Raw genomic sequence first — 24,878 nt, forward strand, 5'->3', positions numbered from 1 at the left:
GGCCGAAGGCCAGACGGATGAGGGGAACGGCCTCCGGCGGGGGACTTTTCTCCGGCGAAAAGTACCCAAAAGCCGCCATGGGGCAACAGGCGCGGAGGGCCCTTCCAGGGCCAAACGCGCCCGTTTCCCCCTGGTACCCCCTTTCGGAGATGCGGATTGCGGCGGCAAAATTCAATGACCCGCCAAACCTGAGAGCAGTTACTATGCCGGTTCGGCTGGTCCGTATCGTGACTGCATGGCCCGAGCAGAGTTACCCGCCCAGACTTGTAAGTTGCTGCAATTCAAGAGGCGTTCTCAATGCCGCACGGGGCCTCTGCGCCGTGTTTCAGTCTCCAGTCGAGGCAACCCAAGCCTTCCCCCCAGGGGGAAGGTGCCCCAGTGCGCACACTGGGGCGGATGAGGGGAAGGAGTACAGTAAGCACCGCAGTCCCCCTCATCAGTCACGCTTTCGCGTGACAGCTTCTCCTTAAGGGGAAGCCAAAGGAGAACATCACGCCAAACTCTTCTCCCTTGGGCGGAAGGTGCCCGCTTTTCGGCGCCCCGCACGAGCCCGACCGGAAAAAACGGTGCAAATTTCCTTCTTTTGTGATATACTGCTGTATTGGCTACTATCTTTATTTTCCTGAGTGAGGTCTTGCCGCAATGCGAAAAGAGATTGTCCTCCCGTCCTTGGCGGTGGGCGGGGGTATTGTGGGACTGTTTCTCCGCCGCTGGGAGCTGGCCACCGCCTTTGAGGCGGACACCGGCCTGGTCACCCCCAACATGCCCTCCACCTGGGCGCTGATCCTCTGGTCGGCAGTGCTGGCGGTGGTGTTCATTCTGCTGTGCCGGGGCAAGCACCGGCCCTTCGCCGGCGGCTATGACGCCGCCTTTGCCGCCAAGGGCAACACGGTGTACGTCACCGCCATGGTGCTCTCCGCCTTCCTGCTGCTGGCCTCGGCGGTGCTCAACTACATGGGCATCCCCGCCGCCTACCAGGAGGCCGTGGCCGCCGCCCGGGCGGGCAACGCCCAGGGCACGCCCCTGTTCAATGTGCTGCCCCGGGCCATCCTGGGGCTGCTCTCCGCCATCTCCTTCTTCTGCGTCCTCTCCACCGGCAAGAACAACTACCGGAGCGAGGGCAAGGGCAAGTTCAGCTTCCCCCTGCTGGCCCCGGCCTACATGGGCTGCATCTGGCTCATCGCCGCCTACCAGGTCCGGGCCGGGGACCCGGTGCGCCAGGACTATATCTACGAGCTGTTCGCCATCATCGCCTCCCTGCTGGGGCTGTACTTCACGGCGGGCTTCTCCTTTGAGCGGGCCAAGGTGTTCCGCTCCGCCCTGTTCTCCCTGCTGGGGGTGTACTTCTCCCTGGTGACCCTGGCCGACGGCCACGAGCTCTATGTGGTCCTGCTCTACGGCTTCTGCATCCTCAACCTTACCGCCAACGTGACGGCTCTCCTGGCCAACGACGCCCGGCCCGAATCCAAAGCCCGCCGGTCCCGCCCCGAAGAGGAACTCAGCACCGAAGATTCTGAAACGGAGGTATCCCCCGATGAGCAATAAAGGAAAGTTCTATATCACCACCCCCATCTACTACCCCTCGGACAAGCTCCACATCGGCCACGCCTACTGCACCGTGGCCACCGACGTGATGGCCCGCTACAAGCGGCTGACCGGGTACGACGTCATGTTCCTCACCGGCACCGACGAGCACGGCCAGAAGATCGAGGACAAGGCCAAGGAGGCCGGCGTGACCCCCAAGCAGTACGTGGACAACATCGTGGAGGGCCCCCGGGGCGTGCTGGACCTGTGGAAGCTGATGAACATCTCCAACGACCGCTTCATCCGCACCACCGACGACTACCACCAGGCCGCCGTGCAGAAGATCTTCAAGCAGCTCTATGAGCAGGGCGACATCTACAAGGGCACCTACAAGGGCAAGTACTGCAAGCCCTGCGAGAGCTTCTGGACCGAGAGCCAGCTGGTGGACGGCAAGTGCCCCGACTGCGGCCGTGAGGTCCAGGACGCCGAGGAGGAGGCCTACTTCTTCCGCCTGTCCAAGTACGCCGACCGCATCCAGGACCTGCTGGAGAACACCGACTTCCTGGAGCCCCGCAGCCGGGTCAACGAGATGATCAACAACTTCATCAAGCCCGGTCTGGAGGACTTGTGTGTGTCCCGCACCAGCTTCACCTGGGGCGTGCCCGTGGACTTTGACCCGGGCCACGTGGTATACGTGTGGATCGACGCCCTGACCAACTATATCACCGCCCTGGGCTACGACAACGACAGGTACAACGACTACGACAAGTTCTGGCCCGCCGACGTCCACTTTGTGGGCAAGGAGATCGTCCGGTTCCACTCCATCATCTGGCCCGCCATCCTGATGGCCCTCAACCTGCCCCTGCCCAAGAAGGTGTTCGGCCACGGCTGGCTCCTGCTGGACGGCGGCAAGATGAGCAAGAGCAAGGGCAACGTGGTGGACCCCTACCTGCTCTCCGAGCGGTACGGCGTGGACGCCCTGCGGTTCTTCCTGCTGCGGACCTTCCCCTTCGGCTCCGACGGCAACTTCTCCAACGAGGCCCTCATCGGCACCATCAACACCGACCTGGCCAACGACCTGGGCAACCTGCTCAGCCGCACCGTGTCCATGGTGGGCAAGTACTTCCCCGGCGGCACCCTGCCCGCCGAGCAGACCGCCGACGCCCTGGACGACGACCTCATCGCCCTGGCCTCCGGCCTGCGGGACCGCTATGAGGCGGCCATGGAGCGCTTTGCCTTCCAGGACGCCCTGAGCGAGGTGTTCAAGCTGGTCTCCCGGGCCAACAAGTATATCGACGAGACCGCCCCCTGGGTGCTGGCCCGGGACGAGGCCAACAAGCCCCGCCTGGCCCGGGTGATGTACAACCTGCTGGAGAGCCTGCGCATCTCCGCCGTGCTGCTCACCCCCTTCATGCCCGACACCGCCGCTGAGATCCTGCGGCAGATCGGCGCCTGCCCCTGCTGCTCCGACTGGGAGAGCGCCGGCAAGTGGGGCTCCCTGTCCGCCACTGTCACCGTCAGCCGGGGCGACAACCTGTTCCCCCGCATCGATGTGGAGAAGGAGCTGGCCGCCCTGGAGGCGCTGGAGGCCCAGGCCCGCAAGGCCGCCCTACCCGCCGTGGAGGTGGAGCCCTTCGCTCAGGAGCAGGTGGACTTTGACACCTTCTGCAAGAGCGACTTCCGGGCCGTGAAGGTGAAGGCCTGCGAGAACGTGAAGAAGAGCACCAAGCTGCTCAAGTTCACCCTGGACGACGGCTCCGGCACCGACCGGCAGATCCTCTCCGGCATCGCCATGTACTACAAGCCGGAAGAGCTGGTGGGCAAGACCCTGGTGGCCATCATCAACCTGCCTCCCCGCAAGATGATGGGCCAGGAGAGCTGCGGCATGCTGATCTCCGCCGTCCACACCGAGCACGGCGAGGAGAAGCTCCACCTGCTCATGGTGGACGACGCCATCCCCGCCGGCGCCAAGCTCTGCTAAAGCGCCCGAGCCGTCGCGAGCAGGCGAGGCGTGATTCGCTAAAGCGCCCGAGCCGCTGCGAGCAATCCAAACAAAACTCCGTCTCTCACCGGGCGGCCCGTCCGGGCCGTCCGGTTTGTTTTCCACATCATCCGCTCAAAATGTGAAAAAGAAAGGAAGAGGTCCATGTACCGCTATGAATATGTCCCGCTGTACACCGGCGGCGGCTTTTGGCTCAACAACAGCGACTGCCAGCACCGTGAGATCATCGGCCAGTACGCCGCCCAGGGCTGGCGGTATGTGGGCTATATCCCCACCCAGTTCACCAGCAACGGCGGCACCAAGGCCATCGAGCTGATTTTCGAGAAGGAAGCAGATTGAACGCAATAAAATACGCCCCCGGCGGAGTTTTCCGCCGGGGGCTGCTATTTTGTGGAAAACAGGCTCACTTGGCCTTGGTCAAAAGCCGCTTGTAGCTCACGTCAATGGCCAGGGCGCCCAGGGGCGCGGTGACCAGGATGGCGATGACCGCCACGGTGAGGACGATCTGGCCGCAGCCCAGGCCCATGGCCAGGGGCACGCCGCCGATGGCGGCCTGGACGGTGGCCTTGGGCAGGTAGCTGAGGACGCAGAACAGCTTCTCCCTGCGGCTGAAGCCGGACCCGGCCACGCACAGCAGCACGCCCACCGCCCGGAAGCACAGGGCCCCCAGCACGGCCAGCACCGCGGCCACACCGGCGGCGGCGGCGTACTTCAGGTCCACCGCGGCGCCCACCAGCACGAACAGGGCCACCTCGGCGGCCACCCACAGCTTGGAGAACTTGGCGGACAGGCGGAGGGCCACCTCACCCCGGAACCGCTGGAGGCCCACCCCCATGCCCATGACGGCCAGCAGGCCGGAGAAGGGGAAGCGTCCCTCCAGGGCGTCCTCGGCCGCCACCAGCAGGAAGGCCAGGGACAGGAGGATGACCACCTTTACCGAGTCCCGCATGTGGAATTTTTTGAAGAAGGCGGCCAGCACCGCCCCCAGCCCCAGGCCCACCAGAGCCCCCGACACGATGGACACCGGCACCCCCGCCAGGGTGAGGGGGGACGCCCCCTGGCCCGAGGCCAGGCCGGTGAACATGGTAAACATGACGATGACGAACACGTCGTCCACGCTGGCCCCCGCCAACACCAGCTGGGGGATGCCCTTGTCCGTGCCGTAGCCCTCCTCGGTGACCTTGAGCATCCGGGGGACAATGACGGCGGGGGACACCGCCCCCACCACCGCGCCCATGATGGCCGCGTCCAGCACGCTCACCCCCAGCAGCCGGGGGGCCAGCACCACCATACCGGCGATCTCAAAGCAGGCGGGCAGGAAGCACATGAGCACCGCCGGCCGGCCCACCCGCTTCAGGGTGGCCACGTCCAGGGACAGGCCGGCCCGGGTGAGGATGATGATGAGGGCCAGCTGCCGCAGGTCGGCGGAGATGCCCAGCAGGGTGGGGGAGAGCAGGTTCAGGCAGGAGGGCCCCAGCAGAATGCCGGCGGCGATCATGCCGATGAGGGAAGGCAGCCGCAGCTTCCCCGCCAGAGCCCCCAGGAGCAGTCCCAGGAGCAGGATATAGGCCAGACTTGTCAACATAGTAGTTCCATCCCTTCCGCAGGGGCAAAGCAGCAAAAAAGCTGACAACCCCTGCATCACACAAAATGCAGAAGTCATCAGCGTCACACGCGGTTCGGGGCCACGCCCCGGGGAGCACTTCATTCCCCTGATTCATTTGCGGGAGGAATGATACCATATTCTCCGGCCCCTGTCAACCCCGGCCAGCCTTGCAAATCCCCGGAAAAAGGGATATCATATGCTCAAGAAACCCCGCTGACAAGGAGACGCGACTATGTATTTCGACACCCACGCCCACTACTATGACGACGCCTTTGACGCCGACCGGGACCAAGTCCTGGCCGCCCTGCCCGCCGCCGGGGTGGAGCTGGCCCTGTGCCCGGGCTGCGACCTGGAGAGCTCCCGGCAGTCGGTGGCCCTGGCGGAGCGGTACCCCCACCTGTATGCCGCCGTGGGCCTCCACCCGGAGAATCTGGAGGGGGCCAGCCTCTCCGACCTGGCGGAAGTGGAGTCCATGGCCGCCCACCCCAAGGTGAAGGCCATCGGGGAGATCGGCCTGGACTACTACTGGGAGAAGGACCCGGACAGGCGGAAGCTTCAGCGGGACTTTTTCTCCGCCCAGCTCTCCCTGGCGGAGAAGCTGGACCTGCCCGCCATCGTCCACGACCGGGAGGCTCACAAGGACAGCATGGACATGGTACGGGCTCACCCCAACGCCCGGGGCGTGTTCCACTGCTACTCCGGCGGCGTGGAGGACGCCAAGACCCTGGTCATCATGGGCTGGATGGTGTCCTTCACCGGGGTCATCACCTTCAAGAACGCCCGACGGGCCCTGGAGGTCATCGACTATCTGCCCATGGACCGGATCATGATCGAGACCGACGCGCCCTACATGGCCCCCGAGCCCTACCGGGGCAAGCGGAACGACTCCCGGTACGTGTTCCGCATGGCGGAGGCCATCGCCCAGATTAAGGGCCTGACCGCCGAAGAGGTGGGGCGCATCACCACGGAAAACGGCAAGCGATTTTTCAACATTCCATGACAGGAGGCGGAGTATATGGAGACCATCACCTATGAGTACAAGGGCGGGCTATACGTCAACCTGACCAACCGCTGCGACTGCAACTGCGTGTTCTGCCTGCGGCACAACGGCCACAAGGGCAGCATCTACGCCGACGACCTGTGGCTGGACCACGAGCCCACCCGGGAGGAGGCCCTGGCCGACTTCCTCCGCCGGGACCTGACCAGCTACCGGGAGATCGTGTTCTGCGGCTTCGGGGAGCCCATGTACCGCTGGGACGACATCGCCTGGCTCATCGACGCCCTGAAGGCCAGATGCCCCCGGCTGCCCCCAGTGCGCATCAACACCAACGGCCATGCGGCATTGTTCCTGGGCCGGGACGTGACCCACGAGCTGTCCGGCCGGGTGGACACGGTGTCCATCTCCCTCAACGGCTCCACGGCGGAGGAGTACTGCGCCGTCACCCAGCCCAAGGACGGCCCCGCCGCCTGGAAGGCCATGCTGGACTTTGCCGCCCGCTGCCGTAACACCGTGCCCCACGTGATCATGACCATCGTGAACAAGGACAAGACCCCGGAGGAGATCGAGCGGTGCCGCCGCCTGACCATGGACTTGGGGATCACCCTGCGGGTCAGGACCTACATCCCCAATTGAGCGCAAAAGCGCAAAAGAGAGCGCCGTCCCTGCCGGGACGGCGCTCTTCAGCATGTGAAAAAATCTCCGTTCAAACGGGATGGGCTGGATTAGGGCAGGGGAGCTCGAGGGGGCAGCCGCCCGCCTCGAATTGGATCGAATGCCCCGCAAGCCTTGTGACGCAAGGCCTGCGGAGAGCGGAGCGAGGACTTTTGTACCGCACAGCGGTACAAAAGTAACGGCATTTTTCAAGGCGGTCGGAAAAGTCCTTGGACTTTTTCGACCGCCTGAGAGCGCCGTCCCTGCCGGGACGGCGCTTTTTTCTGCTCAGGGCGCGGGGGAGGGGGTGATGGTGCCTCTGGCGGCGTCCACCTCCGCCATGGTGGGGATGGAGGGGGCGGCTCCGGGCCGGGACACCGCCAGGGCCGAGGCCAGGGAGGCGTTCTCCAGGCAGCGGGGGATGTCCTCCCCCCGGGCCAGGGAGGCCAGGAAGAAGCCGGTGAAGGTGTCCCCGGCGGCGGTGGTGTCCACCGCCTTCACCCTGTAGGCCCCGTAGGAGTAGGTGTGCTCCCTGTCCCGGTACACCACGCCCCGCTGCCCCAGGGTGAGCACCACCCGGGCGTGGGGCCAGCGGGTAAGCAGGGCGTCCAGGATGGCCCCGGGCTCGCTCTCTCCGGTGAGGGCCTGGCCCTCCACCTCGTTGATGAGGAAAATGGACACCTTCTCAAAGGGGAACTCCTTCAGCAGCCCCTCGGTGATGGGAGAGGGATTGAACACCAGGGGGATGCCCAGCTCCCCGCACCTGCGGGCCAGGTAGGAGATATTGCTGATCTCGTTCTGGGTGAGCACCATGTCCTCCGGGCCGAAGTGGGAGAGCACGCTGTCGATATACGCCGGGGTGACGGCCTGGTTGGAGCCGCCGTAGATGATGATGTTGTTCTGGCCGGAGGCGTCCACCTGGATGACGGCGTGGCCGGTCATCTCGGCGGACACGCCCATATAGTCCATCTGCACGCCGCTGCGCACCAGCATCTGCTCCAGCTCCTCGCTGCCCTTGCCCAGCATGCCGGCATGGTAGGTCTCCGCCCCGGCCCGGGCCAGGGCCACCGACTGGTTGAGCCCCTTTCCGCCGCAGAAGTAGTCCAGCTTCAGGGCGGAGATGGTCTCCCCCGGCCGGACAAAGTGCTCCACCTGGTACACGTGGTCCACGTTCATGGAACCGAAATTCAGCAGTCTCATTTTGTTCCTCCCTCTCTATTTCCCAGCTGTCTCCTGGGCGCCCGCCCATCTCATCGTGCTGCCGCGAATCCTCAGCGAGGGTTTGAAGGATATGATGCGCTCGCCGCCCGTCTCTCCGTGCAGCATCTCCGCCACCTGGCGGACCGCCTCCCGGCCAATGTCGTCCAGCGGCTGATATACCGTGGTCAGCGGCGGCTCCAGAAATTCCGCCAGAAAAATGTCGTCAAAGCCCACCACGGACAGGTCTTCCGGCACCCGCAGGTGGAACCTGCGGCACTCTCTCAGCACGCCGATGGCCATCATATCATTTGCCGCGAAAATGGCCGTCACCCCCTGCCCCAGCAGAATGGGCAGGGCCTGAATGCCGCTCTCCACATGGTAGTTGCCCGCCACCACCAGAGCCTGGTCAAAGGGCACTCCGGCCTCCTCCAGCGCTCTGCGGTAACCTCTCAGGCGCTCCGCCGAGCCGGACACGTTGGGCTGGGCCGTAATGCACCCGATCCTGCGGTGGCCCAGGGAGAGCAGGTGCTTTGTGGCCAGGTAGCCGCCCTGCTCCTGGTCCACGCAGACACAGGGCACCTCCATCTGCTGCATCCGCCGGTCCACGGTCACCACCGGAATCCCGCTGGACTCCACCAGACTGCGGAAGCGGACCCGCTCCTCCTCGCCCAGCTGGTAGGACGGCGTGAGGATCACCGCATCCACCGCCCGCCCCAGGAGAAATAATTCCAGATATTTGAAATCATTCTCCACGGAATCGTTGGTGTTGCCATAGAGCACGTTGTATCCCAGTGCGCTGCACTCGGACTCGATCACCTTGGCCAGGGAGGAGAAATACAGGTTGCTGATATCTGGGAGCAGAAGCCCGATGGTCCCGGTACGCCTGGTCACCATGCTGACCGCGATCTGGTTGGGGTGGTAATTCAGCTCCGCCGCCGCGCGGAGCACCGCCTGCCGCGTCTCGGGGGAAATACGGCTGGGCTTGTTGTTCAGCACCAGGGAGACCGTTGTGGTGGAAACGCCCAGCTTGCGGGCAATGTCTTTGATGGTGACACCCAAAAGATCTCACTCCTTGCTTTTGGTCAAATGGGTGGATAAACGTTTTATTTCGTATGATTTCATTATAGAGAGAAGCGCACAAGATTGCAAGGGGATATTTTAATTTTTTCAACATTTATCACAAAAAACCACTTGACAGGCAGCGCTTTACAGGGTATTATGAAGAAAACAAGGCACCCGCAAGCAGACATTTGACTAGATAAAACGTTTTATCATTCGTGCCCATTCCCATTGGATAATGGGAGTATATAAACCGCATTGGTCAATATGGAAAAGGAGTGTCTAGCATGAAAAAGCGTATCCTGTCTCTCGCTCTCGGCGCCACCCTGCTGCTGGGCCTGCTGGCCGGCTGCAACAACAGCAGCACCACCGAAACCCAGTCCGGCAGCTCCGCTGACCCCTCCAAGCCCAAGTTCTGCTTTGTGGTCACCAGCCAGCTGGGCGACAAGTCCTTCAACGACTCCGCCGCCGCCGGTATGAACATGATCACCGAGCAGCTGGGCTGCGAGACCAAGATCCTGGAGATCGGCAGCGACCAGACCAAGTGGGAGCCCACGCTGATGGATCTGTCCGACACCGGCGAGTACGACGCCATCATCGTCAACGGTTCCGGCACCATCGAGATCATCGAGCAGCTGGCGGAGGAGTTCCCCGACCAGAAGTACGTCATGTTCGACACCACCATTGACGAGGGCGCCTACCCCAACGTCTACGCCATCAGCTACAAGCAGAACGAGGGCTCCTATCTGGGCGGCGTTCTGGCCGGCCTGGTGACCATCTCCGACATGCCCAACGCCAACGCCGACAAGAAGATCGGCTTTATCGGCGGCGAGGAGGACCCCATCATCTCCGACTTCCTGGTGGGCTACATTGAGGGCGCCCAGTCCGTGGACCCGGACATCAAGGTCTATGTCTCCTACGTAGGCTCCTGGACCGACACCGCCAAGGGCAAGGAGCTGGCCCTGGCCCAGTACAACCAGGGCGTGGACATCATCTTCCCCGCGGCCATGACCTCCGGCCTGGGCTGCATTGAGGCCGCCGTGGAGCAGGGCAAGTACATCATCGGCGTGGACTCCGACCAGGCCATGCTCTTCCAGGGCACCGACGAGGACAAGGCCAACGTGATCCTCACCTCCGTCATGAAGGAAGTGGGCCAGTCCCTGTACCGCTTCGCCGAGATGGAGCTGGAGGGCACCGTGCCCTGGGGCAGCAGCGAGACGCTGGGCATCCAGGAGGGCGCCTCCGATATCGCCGTGAACGAGTACTATGAAAAGAATGTCCCTCAGGAGATCCGGGACAAAGTGGACGAGGCCCGTCAGGCCGTGCTGGACGGAGAGGTAACGGTCACTTCCGCGCTGGGTCTTCCCACTGACGAACTCAACGCAATCCTGGATTCCTGCAAGCCGTAATCGTCGCTGCGGGGCGCGCCGATTACAGCGCGCCCCGCATTTTTTCTCCCAAGGGCTGCCTGACGCCGCCCCGCGGAGGCCAGCCGTTCCTTTCCCGGCGTGGTCCGGAGCGGCACTGATTGAGAGAGAGGAGGCTCTGCCATGGGCGAAGAGATCCTGCGCATGGAAAACATCACCAAGATCTACCCAAACGGCGTTATGGCCAACAAAGACGTCACGCTTTCCGTCCAGAAGGGTGAGATCCACGCGCTGATGGGAGAAAACGGCGCCGGAAAAAGTACCCTGATGAAAATTCTGTTCGGATTTGAGTCCAAGGACAGCGGAGAAATCTACTTTGAGGGAAAGAAGCTGGAGACCTCCAGCCCTGCCGAGACCATCAAGCAGGGCATCGGCATGGTGCATCAGCACTTTATGCTGGTGGATTCCCTGAAGGTGTATGAGAACATCGTCCTGGGCATGGAGCCCCGAAAGGGCCCCTTTACCGACGGTAAAAAGGCCAGCCAGATGGTGGCGGACATGGCCAAAAAGTACAACCTGAACGTGGACCCGGAGGCAAAGGTGGAGACCCTCTCCGTGGGTCTGAAGCAGAAGGTGGAGATTTTAAAGGTCCTGGCCCGGGGCGCCAAGCTGCTGATTCTGGACGAGCCCACCGCCGTCCTCACCCCCCAGGAGACCGAGGAACTCTTCGAACAGCTGCTCCTGCTGAAGCAGCACGGCCACACCATCATTTTCATCTCCCACAAGATCAAGGAAGTGCGGCAGATCTGTGACAACATCACCGTGCTCCGGGGTGGCCGGACCATCGGCAGCATGCCGGTGGAGGGCTCCACGGAGGAGGAGATCTCCCGCTTCATGGTGGGCCGGGACGTGGTGCTCAACGTGCAGAAGTCCGCCCCCGCTTTCGGCGACAAGCTGCTGGAGATCCAGCACCTGAACTACTGGAACGACGAGCGCCGGCAGAAGCTCAAGGACGTGAGTTTTGACCTGCGCCGGGGACAGATCCTGGGCGTGGCCGGCGTAGAGGGCAACGGCCAGAACGAGCTGGCCGAGTGCATCTTCGGCCTGAAAAAGCCCAGCAGCGGCAAGGTCCTGCTTAACGGCAAAGATCTCTCTCCCCTGGGTATCAAGGATATCCGCGCCTCCGGCGTGTCCTACATCCCCGAGGACCGCATCTCCACCGGCGTGGCGGGGAGCCTGAGTATCTGGGAAAACCTCATGTCGGACCGGATCGACAAGCCGGAGTTTCGCCGGGGCGGCCTGCTGAACCTGCGGCAGATCCGGGAAAAATGCGCCAAGCTCATCGACGCTTTTACCATTCTGTGCCGGAACGGCGACCAAGCCGTGTCAATGCTCTCGGGCGGCAACATGCAGAAGGTGGTTGTGGCCCGGGAGTTCTCCGCCGATCCCGACCTGCTGATCGCTAACCAGCCCACCCGCGGCATCGACGTGGGCGCCAACGAATTCATCTGGAAAAAACTTGTGGCCCTGCGGGACCAGGGGCGGGGTATCCTGCTCATCTCCGCCGACCTGAACGAGGTCCTGGAGCTGAGCGACAGCATCCTGGTCATGTGCGACGGCGAAGTGGCCGCCTACTTCCCGGACAGCAAGGCTGTCACAGAGCGGGAGCTGGGCCTCTATATGCTGGGCGTAAAGAAGCAGACTGCGGAAGAAAGGGGGGCTCTGTGTGAAGCGGCACAGTAAAATGGCCTGGGTCGAGGCGCTCCGCACAGCTGTTGCCATCGGCATTGCACTGCTCATCGTCTTTGTGATCGTGCTGTGCGTCAGCAGCGAGCCTTTGAACGCCATCTTCAACTTCCTTTTCGGTCCCCTCACCACCGTGCGCCGCATGGGCAACGTGGTGGAGGAGATGATCCCCATCATGTTTACAGGCCTGTCCATCGTCATCCTGTACCGCACCGGCCTGTTCAACCTGTCCGCCGAGGGCGGCTTCTTCCTGGGCGCGGTGGTGGCCGCCATCTCCGCCCTGACCCTTCCGCTGCCCCCTGTGCTCAATCTGCTGGTGGCCATGATCCTGGCGGCTGTGGCCGGCGGCGTCACCTCCCTGATCCCCGGCATCCTGAAGGTCAAGTGCGGCGCCAACGAGATCGTCACCTCCCTGATGCTCAACTATGTGTGTCTCAATGTGGGCCTGTACTTTATCCAGACCTTTTTCATCGACCCGGAGATCAACAGCAAGTACACCTACCAGTTCCCCGCCAGCATGGAGCTGCCCACCATCATCCCCGGCACCCGCGTCCACGCCGGCCTGATCATCGCCATTCTCTGCGTGGTGGCCTGCCACTTCATCCTGGAGCGCACCCCTCTGGGCTATAAGGCCACCCTGGTGGGCAGCAACGGCCGGATGGCCAAATACTCGGGCGTCGGCACCGCCGCGGTCATCATCGGCACCCAGTTCCTGGGCGGCGCGCTGGCCGGCCTGGGCGGCTCGGTGGAGCTGTTCGGCATGTACCGCCGGTTCCAGTACCTGGAGCTCACCAACTACGGCTGGGACGGCATCCTGATCGCCATCGTGGCCCGCTATAAGGCCAAATACGTGCCCCTGGCCGCCCTGTTCCTGGCCTATCTGCGCATCGGCGCGGATATCATGTCCCGCACCAGCGACGTGCCCTTTGAAATCGTGAAGATCATCCAGGCGGTGGTCATCGTTCTCATCTCCGCCCAGGCCATTCTGAGCGGCTTCCGGAAGAAAATGATCATCAAGGAGACCCAAGAGCTTGAGAATAAGGCGGTGAGCGCAAATGGCTGATATCATTCAGGTCATCTTTAATACCGACTTCTTCTTCACCACCATCCGCGTTATGACCCCGGTGCTGTACGCCGCCATGGCCTGTATGGTCTTCTACAAGGGCGGCGTGGACGCCATCGGAACCGAAGGCATCATGCTTCTCTGCTCCCTGGCGGGCGTGCTGGGCGGCTACTTCACCGGCAGCGCCTTCCTGGGCGTGGTCATCGCCTTTGCCGCGGGCGCCTTCTTCGCCTGCCTGTATACCTTTGTGGTCCTCCGGCTGGGCAGCGAGGCCATCCTGGCCGGTATCGCCCTCAATACCCTGGCCAGCGGCCTGACCATCTTCGTTCTGTACTATGTCACCGGCGAAAAGGGCTCCACCCAGAGCCTTAACAGCCCGGTGTGCCCCAGCATCGACATCCCCATCCTCAAGGACATCCCCATCCTGGGCGACATCCTGTCCGGACACAATATCCTGACCTATGTGGCCGTGCTGCTGGTCATCGTGCTCTTCTTCCTCATCTACAAGACCCCTACCGGACTGCGCATCCGCACTGTGGGTGAAAATCCCCAGGCGGCCCGCTCCGTGGGCATCCATGTGCGGAAATACCGCTATCTGACCTCCATCATCGCCGGCGGCCTGGCGGGTATGGGCGGCGCGTTTATGTCCATGGCCTACGTGTCCAACTTCTCCCGGGAAATGATCGCCGGCCGAGGCTACATCGGCATGGCCGCCGAGGGCATGGGCCGGGGCACACCCCTCGGCGTGCTCCTGTCTTCCATCATCTTCGGCGCCGCCGACTCCCTGGCCACCCGGCTCCAGATGCTCAACGTGCCTGCCCGTCTGGTGCAGGCCCTGCCCTACGCCATCACCATCATTGCCATTGCCATCTACTCCTACATCAGAACACAGAGGAAAGCAAAGAACTCCTCCGGGGCGGGCGCCGCAGCGGAGGCAGCCGGTAAGAAAGGAACGTGAATGCCAATGAAAGCGCGTGAGCTGACCACAAAGGCCCTGTTCGAAACCACCCCCCGTCTCCAGACCAAGGAGGAGTCCTCCTGGATGGAGGCCAAGGTGGACCAGGGCGCACTGGACATCAACGAGGCCCGTGGCCGCTGGTACACCCGTGTGCCCGGCTCCCTGGCCCCCGACCACACCCTGCTGGGCGCCATCCAGGCCATGGAGAACAAGGGCTACGACGTGACCGAGGCCGAGGCCCTGATCCCCATCATGCAGAAGGCATTTGACGAGCACGATGATGTGAAGATGCTCCAGTACTATGCCAAGCTCTTCGAGGTGCTGGGCCGGGCTCCCAAGATCCCCGACCACCCCTATTGGAGCTACGCCCAGTACGAGTCCTTTGACGACCACGCCGCCGAAGTCACCTTCCCCGCGCCCAGGGCCGTGCCCGACAATATCCCCATCTTTGAACGGCAGCACGCCGGTTGGATCGCCCAGGTGGCGGGCGCCGCCGTGGGCACCATCATCGAGGGCTACTGCACCGACAAGCTGCGGGAGACCTTTGGCGAGATCTACGGCTATCTCCGGGAGCCCACCACCTACAATGACGACGTGCTCTTTGAGCTGGCCTTCCTCAACGCCGTCCGGGATCACGGCTCCAAGGTGACCTCCGAGGACATCGGCATGGAGTGGATCGGCCGCATCGAGTACACCTGGACCGCGGAAGAAGCCGCCTTCCGCAACATGAAGCGGGGCATTTTCCCGCCCATGAGCGCCAAGGTCAACAACCCCTGGAACGAGTGGATCGGCGCCCAGATGCGGGGCTCCGTCTGCGGCATGGTGGCCCCCGGCGACCCGGAGCTGGCCGCCCGGCTGGCCTGGATCGACGGCGCCGTCTCCCATGTCAACAACGGCATCCTGGGCGAGGTGTTCAACGCCGTCATGACCGCCCTTGCCTATGTGGAGACCGACATCCGCAAGGTGTTGGAGGACTCCATCGCCCTCATTCCCCCCAAGAGCGAGTATTACTCGGTGGTCAAGTTCGCCTGGGACGCCTGCCGGCGCCACGACGCCTGGGAGCCCGCCTGGCGGGAGTGTGAGGAGAAGTACAAGCGCTACAACTGGATCCACACCTATCCCAATGCGGCGGCCGAGGTGGTGGCCCTCTACTTCGCCGGCAACGACTTTGACGAGTGCATGCACATCATCGCCATGTGCGGCCAGGACGTGGACTGCAACGGAGGCCAGATCGCCACCCTGTACGGCGCCATGATGGGCTACGCCGCGATCGACCACAAGTGGAGCGACCCCTTCCAGGACAAGTTTGACAGCCTGTTCCGGGGCTACGAGCACACCACCCTCTCCTTCATCGCCCAGCTGACCATGGACGCCGCCCAGGCGTTGAAGGGCTGACACGACATCCTCCCCTCTCTCATAAAGCCGCGCCCCCGGATCCCCTGCGACAGGGTATCCGGGGGCGCGGCCTTGTCTGTCAGGCGGCCTCCTCGGCCAGCTCGGCCAGGGCCTCCCGCTCGCTGTCGGCGGAGAAGCGGAAGCGCCCGTAGGCGTCGTACACCTCCACATGACCACGGACCCAGCGCATGGAATACTCGTTCATAACCGGACGCTCCTTTCTGTCTGCCCCGCCTTGGCGGGCTGTCTCTCCTGTCCTTACGTGCACAGTATAGCAAATAACAAGTCCTATAAACCGGACTTTTATTCTCCTGGGCGAAAAAACTCCCCGGACGGAAATCCCGTCCGGGGAGCGAAAAAAAATCGGGGAAAGAGGCTGGTTACTGGCCCAGCACGGCGGCAGCCGCGTTGGCGCCGGCCAGACGGCCGGAGGTCAGAGCGAAGCCCAGGCCCACGCCCTCCACGTTGACGTAGGCGGCCACGCTGACGCCGCTGCAGTTGTTGCCGGTGGCGTACAGGCCGGGGATGGGGTTCATGTCGTCATCCACCACCTGGAGCTCCTTGGTCACGTTTACGCCGCCCAGGGCGCCCAGCACGGCGTTGTAGCCCTTGGTGACGTAGAAGGGGCCCTCCTCCACGGAGTAGACCAGGCTCTCAGCGCTCTTGAAGAACTCCTCGTCGTCGCCGCTGGCCACGTAGGTGTTGTAGCGGGACACGGTGTCCTTCAGGGTGTCGGCGTCACAGCCGATGAACTCGGCCACCTCGTCCAGGGTCTGGCACACCTTGCCGTCGCCGCTCTCGGTCAGCTTCTCAAAGTCGCTGGCAAAGACCTCCGGGTCCACGATGGCGTGGTAGATGGTCCGCTCGCCGTCCTCGCCGATGATGCCGAAGCGGTCCCAGTAGTGGACCCAGGTGCCGGTGTTCTCATAGGAGCTGTCGCACCAGCGGTCCACGGTGGCCTGGTCCACAATGGTGTAGGCGTAGCCGCCCTGGGCCAGCACGGCGCTGGAGAACTCCACGGTGTCCTTCAGCAGGTCCTCGTTCATGAACCGCTCGCCCAGGTGGTTGACCCACAGGATGGGGGTGTTCAGGGTCAGCTGCTCGGCCACCTCGATGTCGGCGGTCTTGGTGCCCACGCCGTGGTTCATGGTGAGCAGCTCGCCCTGGGCGGCGCCCACGTCGTACATCATCTGCAGGCCGGAGCCGTCGTTGCCGCCGATGACGTTGACGGTGTCATACACCTTGTCGCCCAGGGCCTGGCGCATCATCTCCTCGTTGCCGGCGAAGCTGCCGGTGGAGACGATCACCGCGCCGGCGTTGACGGTCAGGGTGCCGCCGTCCTCCTTGGTGCACACGGCGCCGGTCACCGCGCCGCTGTCATCGGTGAGCAGGCTGGTGGCGGTGGTGTTGTAGCGGATGTCCACGCCGTTGTCGTCCAGGGCCTGGCCCAGGTAGGTGAAGGGGGCGGCGTTGTTCCAGCGGTGGTAGATGATGGTCTCGTCAAAGTGGGCGATCTGCTGGGCGGTCTTGGACAGGTAGACCTTCACGCCCTTGTCCAGCAGGTACTCCACCGTGTTCTTGGCCTCGCTGACAAAAGTGCGGATGAGCTGGGCGTTGGCCAGCTGGTTGCTCTGGTCCATCAGCTTCTCGTACCAGTACTCCTCGTCGGAGCCCAGATCGTCGCCGTACCGCTCGTACTGGAGGGAGGTGCCGATGGCGAACATGCCCTGGGCTGCGTTGCCCATGCCGCCCAGCACGCCGGTGCTCTCCACGCCCACCACAGTGGCGCCCGCCTCAGCGGCGCTGAGGGCGGCCATGGTGCCGGAGGCGCCCATGCCGATGACCAGCACGTCGGCGGTGACCTCCTCGTCCTCACCGGCGGGGGCCGCTTCCTCCTCCACGGACATGCCGGCCTGGGCCATGGCGTCCTTGGCGGCGGCCATGACGGCCTCGCTGGTGACGGTGGCGCCGGACACGCCGTCAATGTCGGCGCTCTGGGCGTCCAGGATCTGCTGGGCCAGGTCGGGCAGGGTGGCCCGGCCCACGTCCTCGGTCTCGCTGTCGCCTGCGGCGTCCACGGCGGTGATGGCGCCGCCGGACACGGTGATGGTCACGCTCACCTCGCCGCCGAAGCCCTCGGCGGTGCCGGTGTAGGTGCCGTCGGTCACGCCGCCGGCGGGAGACTGGGAGACCTCCTCACTGGCGCTGGGGGAGACAGAGGGGGTGGTCTCCGTCTCCTGGTTGGTGCAGCCCCCCAGCACGGCCGCCAGCATGGCGCCGCACAGCACAAGGGACAGCAGTTTTTTGATGGTTCCTCTCATGTTCCATATCCTCCTTGCAGCATGGGCCCTGCCGGAATACCTCTCCGGCCTGCCCGCCCGGGCAAACGGCAGGTGCGTTCCCCTGCCGCCCGGTGTTCGTTAAAAGATTATCACATCCACATTCCCCCAACAATTGACGTATCTTGTGCCAAAAGTGTCTTATTTTTGGATTTCTTCCCGGTCGCTCTTGTGGCCCGGGGGCAAAAAACAGTATAATAACAGGCGGAGAAACCTGGAACAGGGGAGGGAATTGGTCCATGGCGCAGCGTGGAGCGTGGAATCTGGTTTTGGCGGGGCTGGCGGCGGGACCGGTCCAGGCCGGGGGCGTGACCCTGGAGGCCGAGGGGCCGGGGGAGCACCCCGGGGGCCACTTTCTGCTGCTGTTCACCCCGGAGAGCGTGCGGCTGCGCCTGAGGAGCAAGCGGACCATCCCCCTGACGCCGGGCAGCTTTCTGCTGCTGCGCAGCCGGAGGGGCTACCAGGTGGAGGAGGGCCGGGTGCTGGCCCTGCGCTATCCCGCGGCCTTTTTCGACGGGCTGTTCTTCAGCCAGCTGGCCGACTGCCGCATCCTGTTCGACCTGATGCGCCTGGAGGACCCGGAGGAGGAGTTCCTCTGCTTTGATTACCGGTCCGGGGACCCGGTGTGGGGCTGTGCCCTGGCCCTGTGCCGGGAGCTGCTCACCGGGGACAGCTTCACCCCCAAGCTGCTCCACTGCGGCACGGTCCAGCTCTTCACCCTGCTCCAGCGGGGATTTCAGAGCCATCTCTCGGTGAGCCGCTCCACCATGCTGCGGGACAACCCCTTCGGCCAGCTGCTCAAGTATATGGGCGACCACTACGACACCGTCACCCTGACCGATCTGGCCCGCCGGTTCAACTACAACCCCAGCTACCTCTCCGCCTATTTCCGCCGGGTCACCGGCGAGACCTTCAGCCAGAAGCTCTATCACATCCGCATGGAACAGGCCCTCTGGGCCCTGGAGCACACCGACCGGGCGGTGCAGGACATCAGCCAGTCCCTGGGCTTCCGGGAGAAGAGCTATTTCCTCCGCCGGTTCAAGGCGGAGTACGGCTGTACCCCCTCCCAGTACCGCCGCCGCCTGGGCAAGTCCAAGTCGGGGCCGCCCGAACTGGCGGACAAAAACAGCGGGACATCCGGATAACTCCGGATGTCCCGTTCAGGCTGCGGAAAAAGTTCTTGGACTTTTTCCGCAGCCTTCAAAAATGCCGGTACTTTTGTCCCGCACAGCGGCCCAAAAGTCCTCGCTCCGCTCTCCGCAAGCCTTGCGCCGCAAGGCATTGCGGGGCATTCAATCCCATTCGAGGCGGGCGGCCGCCCCCTCGAGCTCCCCCGCCGCAATTCACTCCAGCGCGTTTGAACAGAAATTTTTCAATATGCTAAGCGGGACATCCGGATAACTCCGGATGTCCCGCTGTTTTGCGATATGTGTAGTTCTTACTTCTTGTCCTCGGGCTTGCCCTCGTCGGGGGCGGGCACGTCGATGTCCCCGGGAGACACCCGCCTGCCCTCAGGGGTCAGCTCGCTCCGCTGGCGGCGGATGGAGGGCACGTCCTCCACACGGCTCTTGATGCTGCCGTCCTCCTCCCGGAGGGCGTCCGGGTCGGTGAAGACCAGCTCGAAGTCAGCGGCGTCCATGGTCTCGTTCTCCAGCAGGTACTGGGCGGTCAGCTCCAGCTGCTCCCGCTGCCGGGTGAGGATATCCCTGCACCGGGCGTAGGCCTTGTCGATGATGGCCTTGACCTCCTGGTCGATCAGGTCAGCGGTCTCCTCGGAGTAGCTCTTGGCCTGGGCCATGGAGCGGCCGATGAAGATCTCGTCGTGGCCCGAGTCAAAGACCACGCTGCCCAGCTTATCGCTCATGCCGTACCGCATGACCATGTTGCGGGCGATGGCGGAGGCCCGCTGCAGGTCGTTGCCCGCGCCGGTGGAGATGTCCCCCAGCACCAGCTGCTCGGCCACCCGGCCGCCCAGCAGGGAGGCGATGCGCTCCTCCAGCTCGGTGCGGGAGAGGAAGCTCTTGTCCTCCTGGGGCAGGGAGATGGTCATGCCGCCGGCACGGCCCCGGGGCACAATGGTGATCTGGTGGACCGGGTCGGCGGTCTCCAGGGCGTGGCTGACCACGGCGTGGCCCGCCTCGTGGTAGGCGGTGAGCTTCCGCTCCCGCTCGATGACCACCCGGCTCTTCTTCTCCGGCCCGGCGATGACCTTGATGACCGCCTCGTGGAGGTCGGGCTTGGTGATGAACCGCTCCCCCCGGCGGGCGGCCAGCAGGGCGGCCTCGTTCATCAGGTTCTCCAGGTCCGCGCCGGTGAAGCCGCCGGTGGCCCTGGCCACGTCCTTCAGGTCCACGTCCTCGGCCAGAGGCTTGTTGCGGGCGTGGATCTTCAGGATCTCCTCCCGGCCCTTGATGTCGGGGGCGCCCACGTAGATCTGCCGGTCAAACCGGCCGGGGCGCAGGAGAGCGGGGTCCAGAATGTCCTGCCGGTTGGTGGCGGCCATGACGATGACCCCCTCGTTGGCGGCAAAGCCGTCCATCTCCACCAGCAGCTGGTTGAGCGTCTGCTCCCGCTCGTCGTGGCCGCCGCCCAGGCCGGTGCCTCTCTGGCGGCCCACAGCGTCGATCTCGTCGATGAACACGATGGCGGGGGCGTTCTTCTTGGCCTGGTCAAACAGGTCCCGGACACGGCTGGCGCCCACGCCCACGTACAGCTCCACAAAGTCGGAGCCGGAGATGGACAGGAAGTGGACCCCGGCCTCACCGGCCACGGCCTTGGCCAGCAGGGTCTTGCCGGTGCCCGGAGGGCCCACCAGCAGGATGCCCTTGGGGATGCGGGCGCCCAGGGCCAGGAAGCGCTTGGGGTCCCGCAGGAACTCCACCACCTCCCGCAGCTCCTCCTTCTCCTCGTCGGCGCCGGCCACATCGGCAAAGGTGACCTTCTTGCCCTCGTCGGAGACGGTGCGGGTGCGGGCCCGGGAGTACCGGCTGGTCTTGTCGGCGCCGCCGCCGCCCCCGGCCTGCCGCTGGAACATGATGTACCACATGGCGAAGAACACCACCACGATCACCAGCGTGGGCAGCAGGGCGCTGGCCCAGGCGGGCAGACGGAAGCCCGCCGGGTAGTCAAAGGCCTGGATGATGCCGTTGGCGTGCTGCTTGACAATGGTGTCGTTGAAGTCCTGGTAGAACAGGTCAAAGCTGGGCAGCTTGTAGCTGACCGTATAGCTGCCCTGGTAGGGCTCCCACAGCTCCATGGTCACCACGTCGTCCTTGACCTGCAGGGTCTTGACCTGCTGGTTGTCCAGCAGGTCGTGGATCTCAGAGTAGTAGACCGCTTTTCCCGCGTTCAGCCCCATCAGCGCGTAGACGGTGGAGAGCAAAATGAGGAAAATGAACAGGTAGAACACCAGGTCGCGGCCGGAAATTTTCTTCTTCAATACGGACCTCTCCCTCCACGGGGCGCCCGTTGAGGGCGGGCCCGTTTCATTTCACAGCTTATGATACGCCGCCGGAAGGCCGGGATGGACGGGGGCGCTCAGCCCTCGCCGCCGTACACCCGGGGCTTGAGGATGCCGATGTAGGGCAGGTTGCGGTACTTCTCGGCATAGTCCAGGCCGTAGCCCACCACGAACTCGTCGGGGATGGCGAAGCCGCTGTAGTCCACGTGGACCTCCTTCACCCGGCGGTCAGGCTTATCCAGCAGGGTGCACAGCTTCATGGACGCCGGCTTCCGGGCCCGGAGCAGCTCCATCAGGTAGGACAGGGTGTTGCCCGAGTCCAGAATGTCCTCCACCACGATGATGTCCTTGCCCTCGATGTCGTCGGACAGGTCTTTGGTGATCTGCACCTGACCGGTGGAGGTGGTGCCCTTGCCGTAGGAGGACACGGACATGAAGTCGATGGTGCAGGGCACCTCGATCTTCCGGGTCAGGTCGGCCATAAACACAAAGGAACCCCGCAGCACCGAGATGAGCATAGGCTCCTTCCCGGCGTAGTCCCGGTTGATTTCGGCGGCGATCTCGCTCACCCGCTTATCCAGCTCTTCCTCAGAAAAAAGTACCCGTTCAATGTCCTGTTCCAGCATAGTCGCTCATCCTTCCATTCTTTCTGTTTCTGTGGTGGTGTCTGTTCTCTCCCGCCGGATGAACCGGAGGGCCGCGCCGAAACGTGGGTGCCGGGCGTTGCCGCCCAGCCCGGCCACGGCGATGACGCCGTCCCCGTCCGCGGCCACTGGGACCCGTTCCCGGTCCCGCCGGGGGATTTTTTCGTCGATCATCAGCTTTTTCACCGTCCGGCTCTTCCGGCCGGGCCGGGTCAGCTCGTCGCCCTGCCGCCGGGGGCGGATCACCAGCCCCGGCCACGGGTCCTCCTCCAGCACCAGCTTCCAGTCCGTGCCCGGAATCGGGTTCTCCCCCCTCACCGGGGTCACCGGCTCAAAGGGAGGACGGGGGTCGTCCCGGGTAGTGAGGAGCAGCTCACCGTACACCCGCTGGGCCAGCCTGCCGCCCGGCAGGAAGGCCACCGCCGACGGGTCGTCCCCCCGGCACAGGTCCACAATGGCCTCCAGGTGGGCGGCGGAGCAGTCCGTGTCCCCGTCCCCCATCATCTCCAGCAGCCGCCGGGCGGCCCGTGGGGCGATGGCGGCGGGGGCGTCGGCCAGGTAGCGGGCCTCGATGACCAGGTCGTCCTCCGCCCACCGGGCGTGGGCGCACACCTGGGCGGCCTGGGCGTTGAGAAAGTCGTTATCCGAGCGCAGATAGCGGGTGGTGTCCGCCATGCGGCGGACAAAGCCCGGGTTGAGCTCCTCCAGCAGGGGCACCACCTGGCGGCGGATGCGGTTGCGGGTGAAGCGCTCATCGGAATTGGAGCTGTCCTCCACGTGGGGGATGCCGTACAGGGTCAGGTACTCCTCCACCTCCCGGCGGGTGGTGGTGAGCATGGGCCGCACCAGATCCCCCCGCCGTGGGGCGATGCCCGCCAGGCCCTGGAGCCCGGTGCCCCGGATCAGGTGGAGCAGCAGGGTCTCGGCGTTGTCGTCGGCGGTGTGGGCGGTGGCGATGCGGTCACAGCCCAGACGCCGGGCCGTATCCCGCAGGAAGGCGTACCGCATGTCCCGGGCGGTCTCCTCCAGCCCCCGGCCCTGCCGGGCGGCCTCGCCGGCCACATCGCCCCGGCCCACCACCAGCTCCACGGCGGGCAGGGTGTGCGCCCCATGGGGGCCGTCAAAGCGCTGGGGACCGCACCACTTGGCCACAAAGTCCCGGACAAAGGCCTCGTCCCGTTCCGACTCCGCGCCCCGGAGGCAGTGGTTGTAGTGGGCGGCGACCAGGGTAAAGCCCAGGATGTCCCGCAGCAGCCAAAGCCGGTGGAGCAGGTACACCGAGTCGGCGCCCCCGGACACGGCGCACAACACCGTGCCCCCCCGTGGGAGCATGTCGTATTCCGTTGCAAGGGTGTTGAGGGCGTCTGTCATAAAGTCTCCTTATGGGGTCCAGGCAAAAAGCTCTGTTTTTGGGGGAATTCATTTCCCCAAAAACACCTCTCGCCGCCGCTCCGCTCCATCCGGGCTGCGCATGACGGCTCGGACGCTCAGTACTCCTGGTGCCGCCGGTCGATGGAGGAGAAGGTGGTGTACTCGGGCAGCCACTGGAGCTCCACCGTGCCGGTCTCGCCGTGGCGGTTCTTGGCGATGATGCACTCGGCCAGGTTGTGGTTCTCGTCGTTGTCGTTGTAGTAGTCGTCCCGGTAGAGGAACATGACGATATCGGCGTCCTGCTCGATGGCGCCCGACTCACGCAGGTCGGAGAGCATGGGGCGCTTGTCGCTGCGGCTCTCGGGGCCGCGGGAGAGCTGGGACAGGCAGACCACCGGCACGTTGAGCTCCTTGGCCATGATCTTCAGGGCCCGGGAGATGTCGGAGACGATCTGCTGCCGGTTCTCGTTGCTGCTGCGCTGGGGTCCGCCGGCGGAGGTCATCAGCTGGAGGTAGTCGATGACCACCAGGCCCAGGTTGTCCACCCGGCGGCACTTGGCGTTCATGTCGGCCACGGACAGGGCCGGGTTGTCGTCGATGAGGATCTGGGTCCGGTTGAGGGCGGCCGAGGCGGCGGCGATCTTGGTCCAGTCCTCCTCGGTGAGCCGGCCGGTGACCAGCTTCTTGTTGTCCACAAAGCTCTCGCCGGAGATCAGGCGCATGGCCAGCTGTTCCCGGCTCATCTCCAGGGAGAAGAAGACCACCGTCTTGCCCGAGAACTTGCCCGCGTGGAGCAGCACGTTGAGGGCGAAGGAGGTCTTGCCCATGCCGGGACGGGCGGCCAGCAGGATCAGGTCGGACTTGTTCAGTCCGGCGATGGCCCGGTCCACGTCGGGCATGCCGGTGGACAGGCCGGGCACCTCGCTGTCCTGGGCGGCCAGCTCGTTGAGCCGCTCGTACACGCTGAGGATGACCGTGGAGATGTGCTCCAGGCCCTGGGCGCCGCGGCCCTGGCGGATGGCGTAGATCCGCTGCTCCGCCGCCTCCAGCACCTCCTGGGCCGTGCCGGTGCCCTCCTGGATGAGGGCGGTCAGATCTCCCGCCGTCTCGGCGATGCGCCGCAGCAGGGACTTGTCCTTCACGATGGCCACGTACTCCTTCACGTTGGCCGCCGTGGGGGTGATCTCCATGAGCTGGAGCAGGTAGCTGCGGGAGGTGTTCTCATCGTACACGCCGTTCTGGCGCATATGGTCCAGCACGGTCACCGGGTCGATGGTCAGAGAGAAGTTGAACATGGAGTAGATGGTCTCGTAGATCTCCCGGTTCTGCCGCAGGTAGAAGTCCTCGCCCCGCAGCTCCTCCACCACCTCGGGCACGCATCGGGAGTCGATGAGCATGGACCCCAGCACTGCCTGCTCCGCCTCCACCGAGTGGGGCATCTGCCGGGTCAGCAGCGCCTCATCCATATTCTCACCTCCTGGGTAAAAATCAAA

At 64.3% G+C, this 24,878-nt stretch carries 20 protein-coding genes and 1 riboswitch; of the genes, 11 read left to right on the forward strand and 9 right to left on the reverse strand.

Annotation, left to right across the window (positions count from 1 at the left end):
* Window positions 1–690: 690 nt before the first annotated feature.
* The 3 genes from Q0K23_RS04580 to Q0K23_RS04590 all read left to right on the forward strand — a co-directional run bounded on the left by Q0K23_RS04580 (window position 691) and on the right by Q0K23_RS04590 (window position 3,865).
* On the forward strand, window positions 691–1,545 hold the full coding sequence (locus Q0K23_RS04580; RefSeq protein WP_294518358.1) for a hypothetical protein: 855 nt from the start codon (window positions 691–693) through the stop codon (window positions 1,543–1,545).
* Window positions 1,535–3,505, forward strand: a complete 1,971-nt coding sequence (metG, locus tag Q0K23_RS04585) for a methionine--tRNA ligase (RefSeq protein WP_294518360.1) — start codon at window positions 1,535–1,537, stop codon at window positions 3,503–3,505. Before Q0K23_RS04580 ends, metG begins: the two co-directional genes overlap by 11 nt.
* 165 nt (window positions 3,506–3,670) lie before the next feature.
* A complete protein-coding gene (locus Q0K23_RS04590) occupies window positions 3,671–3,865 on the forward strand; it encodes a DUF4177 domain-containing protein (RefSeq protein WP_294518362.1) in 195 nt (64 codons plus the stop codon).
* 64 nt (window positions 3,866–3,929) lie between these two features.
* Here the strand turns inward: Q0K23_RS04590 and Q0K23_RS04595 are convergent, their stop codons facing one another.
* The gene (locus Q0K23_RS04595; protein ID WP_294518365.1) at window positions 3,930–5,111 is read right to left on the reverse strand and encodes a cation:proton antiporter; all 1,182 of its coding nucleotides are present in this window, start codon (window positions 5,109–5,111) and stop codon (window positions 3,930–3,932) included.
* A 61-nt stretch (window positions 5,112–5,172) separates the two neighbouring features.
* Window positions 5,173–5,247, reverse strand: a riboswitch (Fluoride riboswitch).
* Window positions 5,248–5,364: 117 nt separating this feature from the next.
* Here Q0K23_RS04595 and Q0K23_RS04600 point away from each other — a divergent pair.
* Window positions 5,365–6,132: a TatD family hydrolase gene (locus tag Q0K23_RS04600; RefSeq protein WP_294518368.1), complete on the forward strand. Its 768-nt coding sequence runs from the start codon at window positions 5,365–5,367 to the stop codon at window positions 6,130–6,132.
* A gap of 15 nt (window positions 6,133–6,147) precedes the next feature.
* Window positions 6,148–6,765: a TatD family nuclease-associated radical SAM protein gene (locus tag Q0K23_RS04605; RefSeq protein WP_294518370.1), complete on the forward strand. Its 618-nt coding sequence runs from the start codon at window positions 6,148–6,150 to the stop codon at window positions 6,763–6,765.
* A 306-nt stretch (window positions 6,766–7,071) separates the two neighbouring features.
* Here the strand turns inward: Q0K23_RS04605 and Q0K23_RS04610 are convergent, their stop codons facing one another.
* A complete protein-coding gene (locus Q0K23_RS04610) occupies window positions 7,072–7,983 on the reverse strand; it encodes a ribokinase (RefSeq protein WP_294518372.1) in 912 nt (303 codons plus the stop codon).
* 15 nt (window positions 7,984–7,998) lie between these two features.
* Entirely contained in the window at window positions 7,999–9,042 is a 1,044-nt protein-coding gene (locus tag Q0K23_RS04615) for a LacI family DNA-binding transcriptional regulator (protein ID WP_294518375.1), read from the reverse strand.
* A 287-nt stretch (window positions 9,043–9,329) separates the two neighbouring features.
* On the opposite strand from Q0K23_RS04615, the gene Q0K23_RS04620 reads away from it, so the two are divergent.
* The 5 genes from Q0K23_RS04620 (at window position 9,330) to Q0K23_RS04640 (ending at window position 15,571) form a co-directional block, all read left to right on the forward strand.
* Window positions 9,330–10,451 carry a BMP family ABC transporter substrate-binding protein gene (locus Q0K23_RS04620; protein WP_294518378.1) on the forward strand — a complete coding sequence of 374 codons (1,122 nt, stop codon included), beginning with the start codon at window positions 9,330–9,332 and terminating at the stop codon, window positions 10,449–10,451.
* A 141-nt stretch (window positions 10,452–10,592) separates the two neighbouring features.
* Window positions 10,593–12,152, forward strand: coding sequence for an ABC transporter ATP-binding protein (locus Q0K23_RS04625; RefSeq protein ID WP_294518381.1), 1,560 nt, complete (start codon window positions 10,593–10,595; stop codon window positions 12,150–12,152).
* Entirely contained in the window at window positions 12,136–13,218 is a 1,083-nt protein-coding gene (locus Q0K23_RS04630; protein ID WP_294518384.1) for an ABC transporter permease, read from the forward strand. The genes Q0K23_RS04625 and Q0K23_RS04630 overlap by 17 nt, the downstream gene beginning before the upstream one ends.
* Window positions 13,211–14,176: an ABC transporter permease gene (locus Q0K23_RS04635; protein WP_294518387.1), complete on the forward strand. Its 966-nt coding sequence runs from the start codon at window positions 13,211–13,213 to the stop codon at window positions 14,174–14,176. Before Q0K23_RS04630 ends, Q0K23_RS04635 begins: the two co-directional genes overlap by 8 nt.
* Before the next feature lie 6 nt (window positions 14,177–14,182).
* The gene (locus tag Q0K23_RS04640; RefSeq protein WP_294518390.1) at window positions 14,183–15,571 is read left to right on the forward strand and encodes an ADP-ribosylglycohydrolase family protein; all 1,389 of its coding nucleotides are present in this window, start codon (window positions 14,183–14,185) and stop codon (window positions 15,569–15,571) included.
* Between the two features lie 79 nt (window positions 15,572–15,650).
* On the opposite strand, the gene Q0K23_RS04645 is transcribed toward Q0K23_RS04640, so the two are convergent.
* Window positions 15,651–15,776: a hypothetical protein gene (locus Q0K23_RS04645; protein ID WP_294518393.1), complete on the reverse strand. Its 126-nt coding sequence runs from the start codon at window positions 15,774–15,776 to the stop codon at window positions 15,651–15,653.
* 175 nt (window positions 15,777–15,951) lie between these two features.
* Entirely contained in the window at window positions 15,952–17,892 is a 1,941-nt protein-coding gene (locus Q0K23_RS04650) for an FAD-dependent oxidoreductase (RefSeq protein WP_294518397.1), read from the reverse strand.
* Between the two features lie 257 nt (window positions 17,893–18,149).
* On the opposite strand from Q0K23_RS04650, the gene Q0K23_RS04655 reads away from it, so the two are divergent.
* Entirely contained in the window at window positions 18,150–19,055 is a 906-nt protein-coding gene (locus Q0K23_RS04655) for an AraC family transcriptional regulator (protein WP_294518400.1), read from the forward strand.
* Window positions 19,056–19,348: 293 nt separating this feature from the next.
* Here Q0K23_RS04655 and ftsH read toward each other — a convergent pair whose 3' ends face one another.
* The 4 genes from ftsH to dnaB all read right to left on the reverse strand — a co-directional run bounded on the left by ftsH (window position 19,349) and on the right by dnaB (window position 24,851).
* Entirely contained in the window at window positions 19,349–21,349 is a 2,001-nt protein-coding gene (gene ftsH, locus Q0K23_RS04660) for an ATP-dependent zinc metalloprotease FtsH (protein ID WP_294518403.1), read from the reverse strand.
* A 98-nt stretch (window positions 21,350–21,447) separates the two neighbouring features.
* A complete protein-coding gene (gene hpt, locus Q0K23_RS04665; protein ID WP_294518406.1) occupies window positions 21,448–21,996 on the reverse strand; it encodes a hypoxanthine phosphoribosyltransferase in 549 nt (182 codons plus the stop codon).
* 6 nt (window positions 21,997–22,002) lie between these two features.
* Window positions 22,003–23,385, reverse strand: coding sequence for a tRNA lysidine(34) synthetase TilS (gene tilS / locus Q0K23_RS04670; RefSeq protein WP_294518409.1), 1,383 nt, complete (start codon window positions 23,383–23,385; stop codon window positions 22,003–22,005).
* A gap of 116 nt (window positions 23,386–23,501) precedes the next feature.
* Window positions 23,502–24,851, reverse strand: coding sequence for a replicative DNA helicase (gene dnaB, locus Q0K23_RS04675; RefSeq protein ID WP_294518412.1), 1,350 nt, complete (start codon window positions 24,849–24,851; stop codon window positions 23,502–23,504).
* Between the last annotated feature and the right edge of the window lie 27 nt (window positions 24,852–24,878).

It is taken from the genome of uncultured Pseudoflavonifractor sp. (assembly GCF_944387275.1).
In the GTDB taxonomy this organism is placed as follows: Bacteria; Bacillota; Clostridia; order Oscillospirales; family Oscillospiraceae; genus Pseudoflavonifractor; species Pseudoflavonifractor intestinihominis.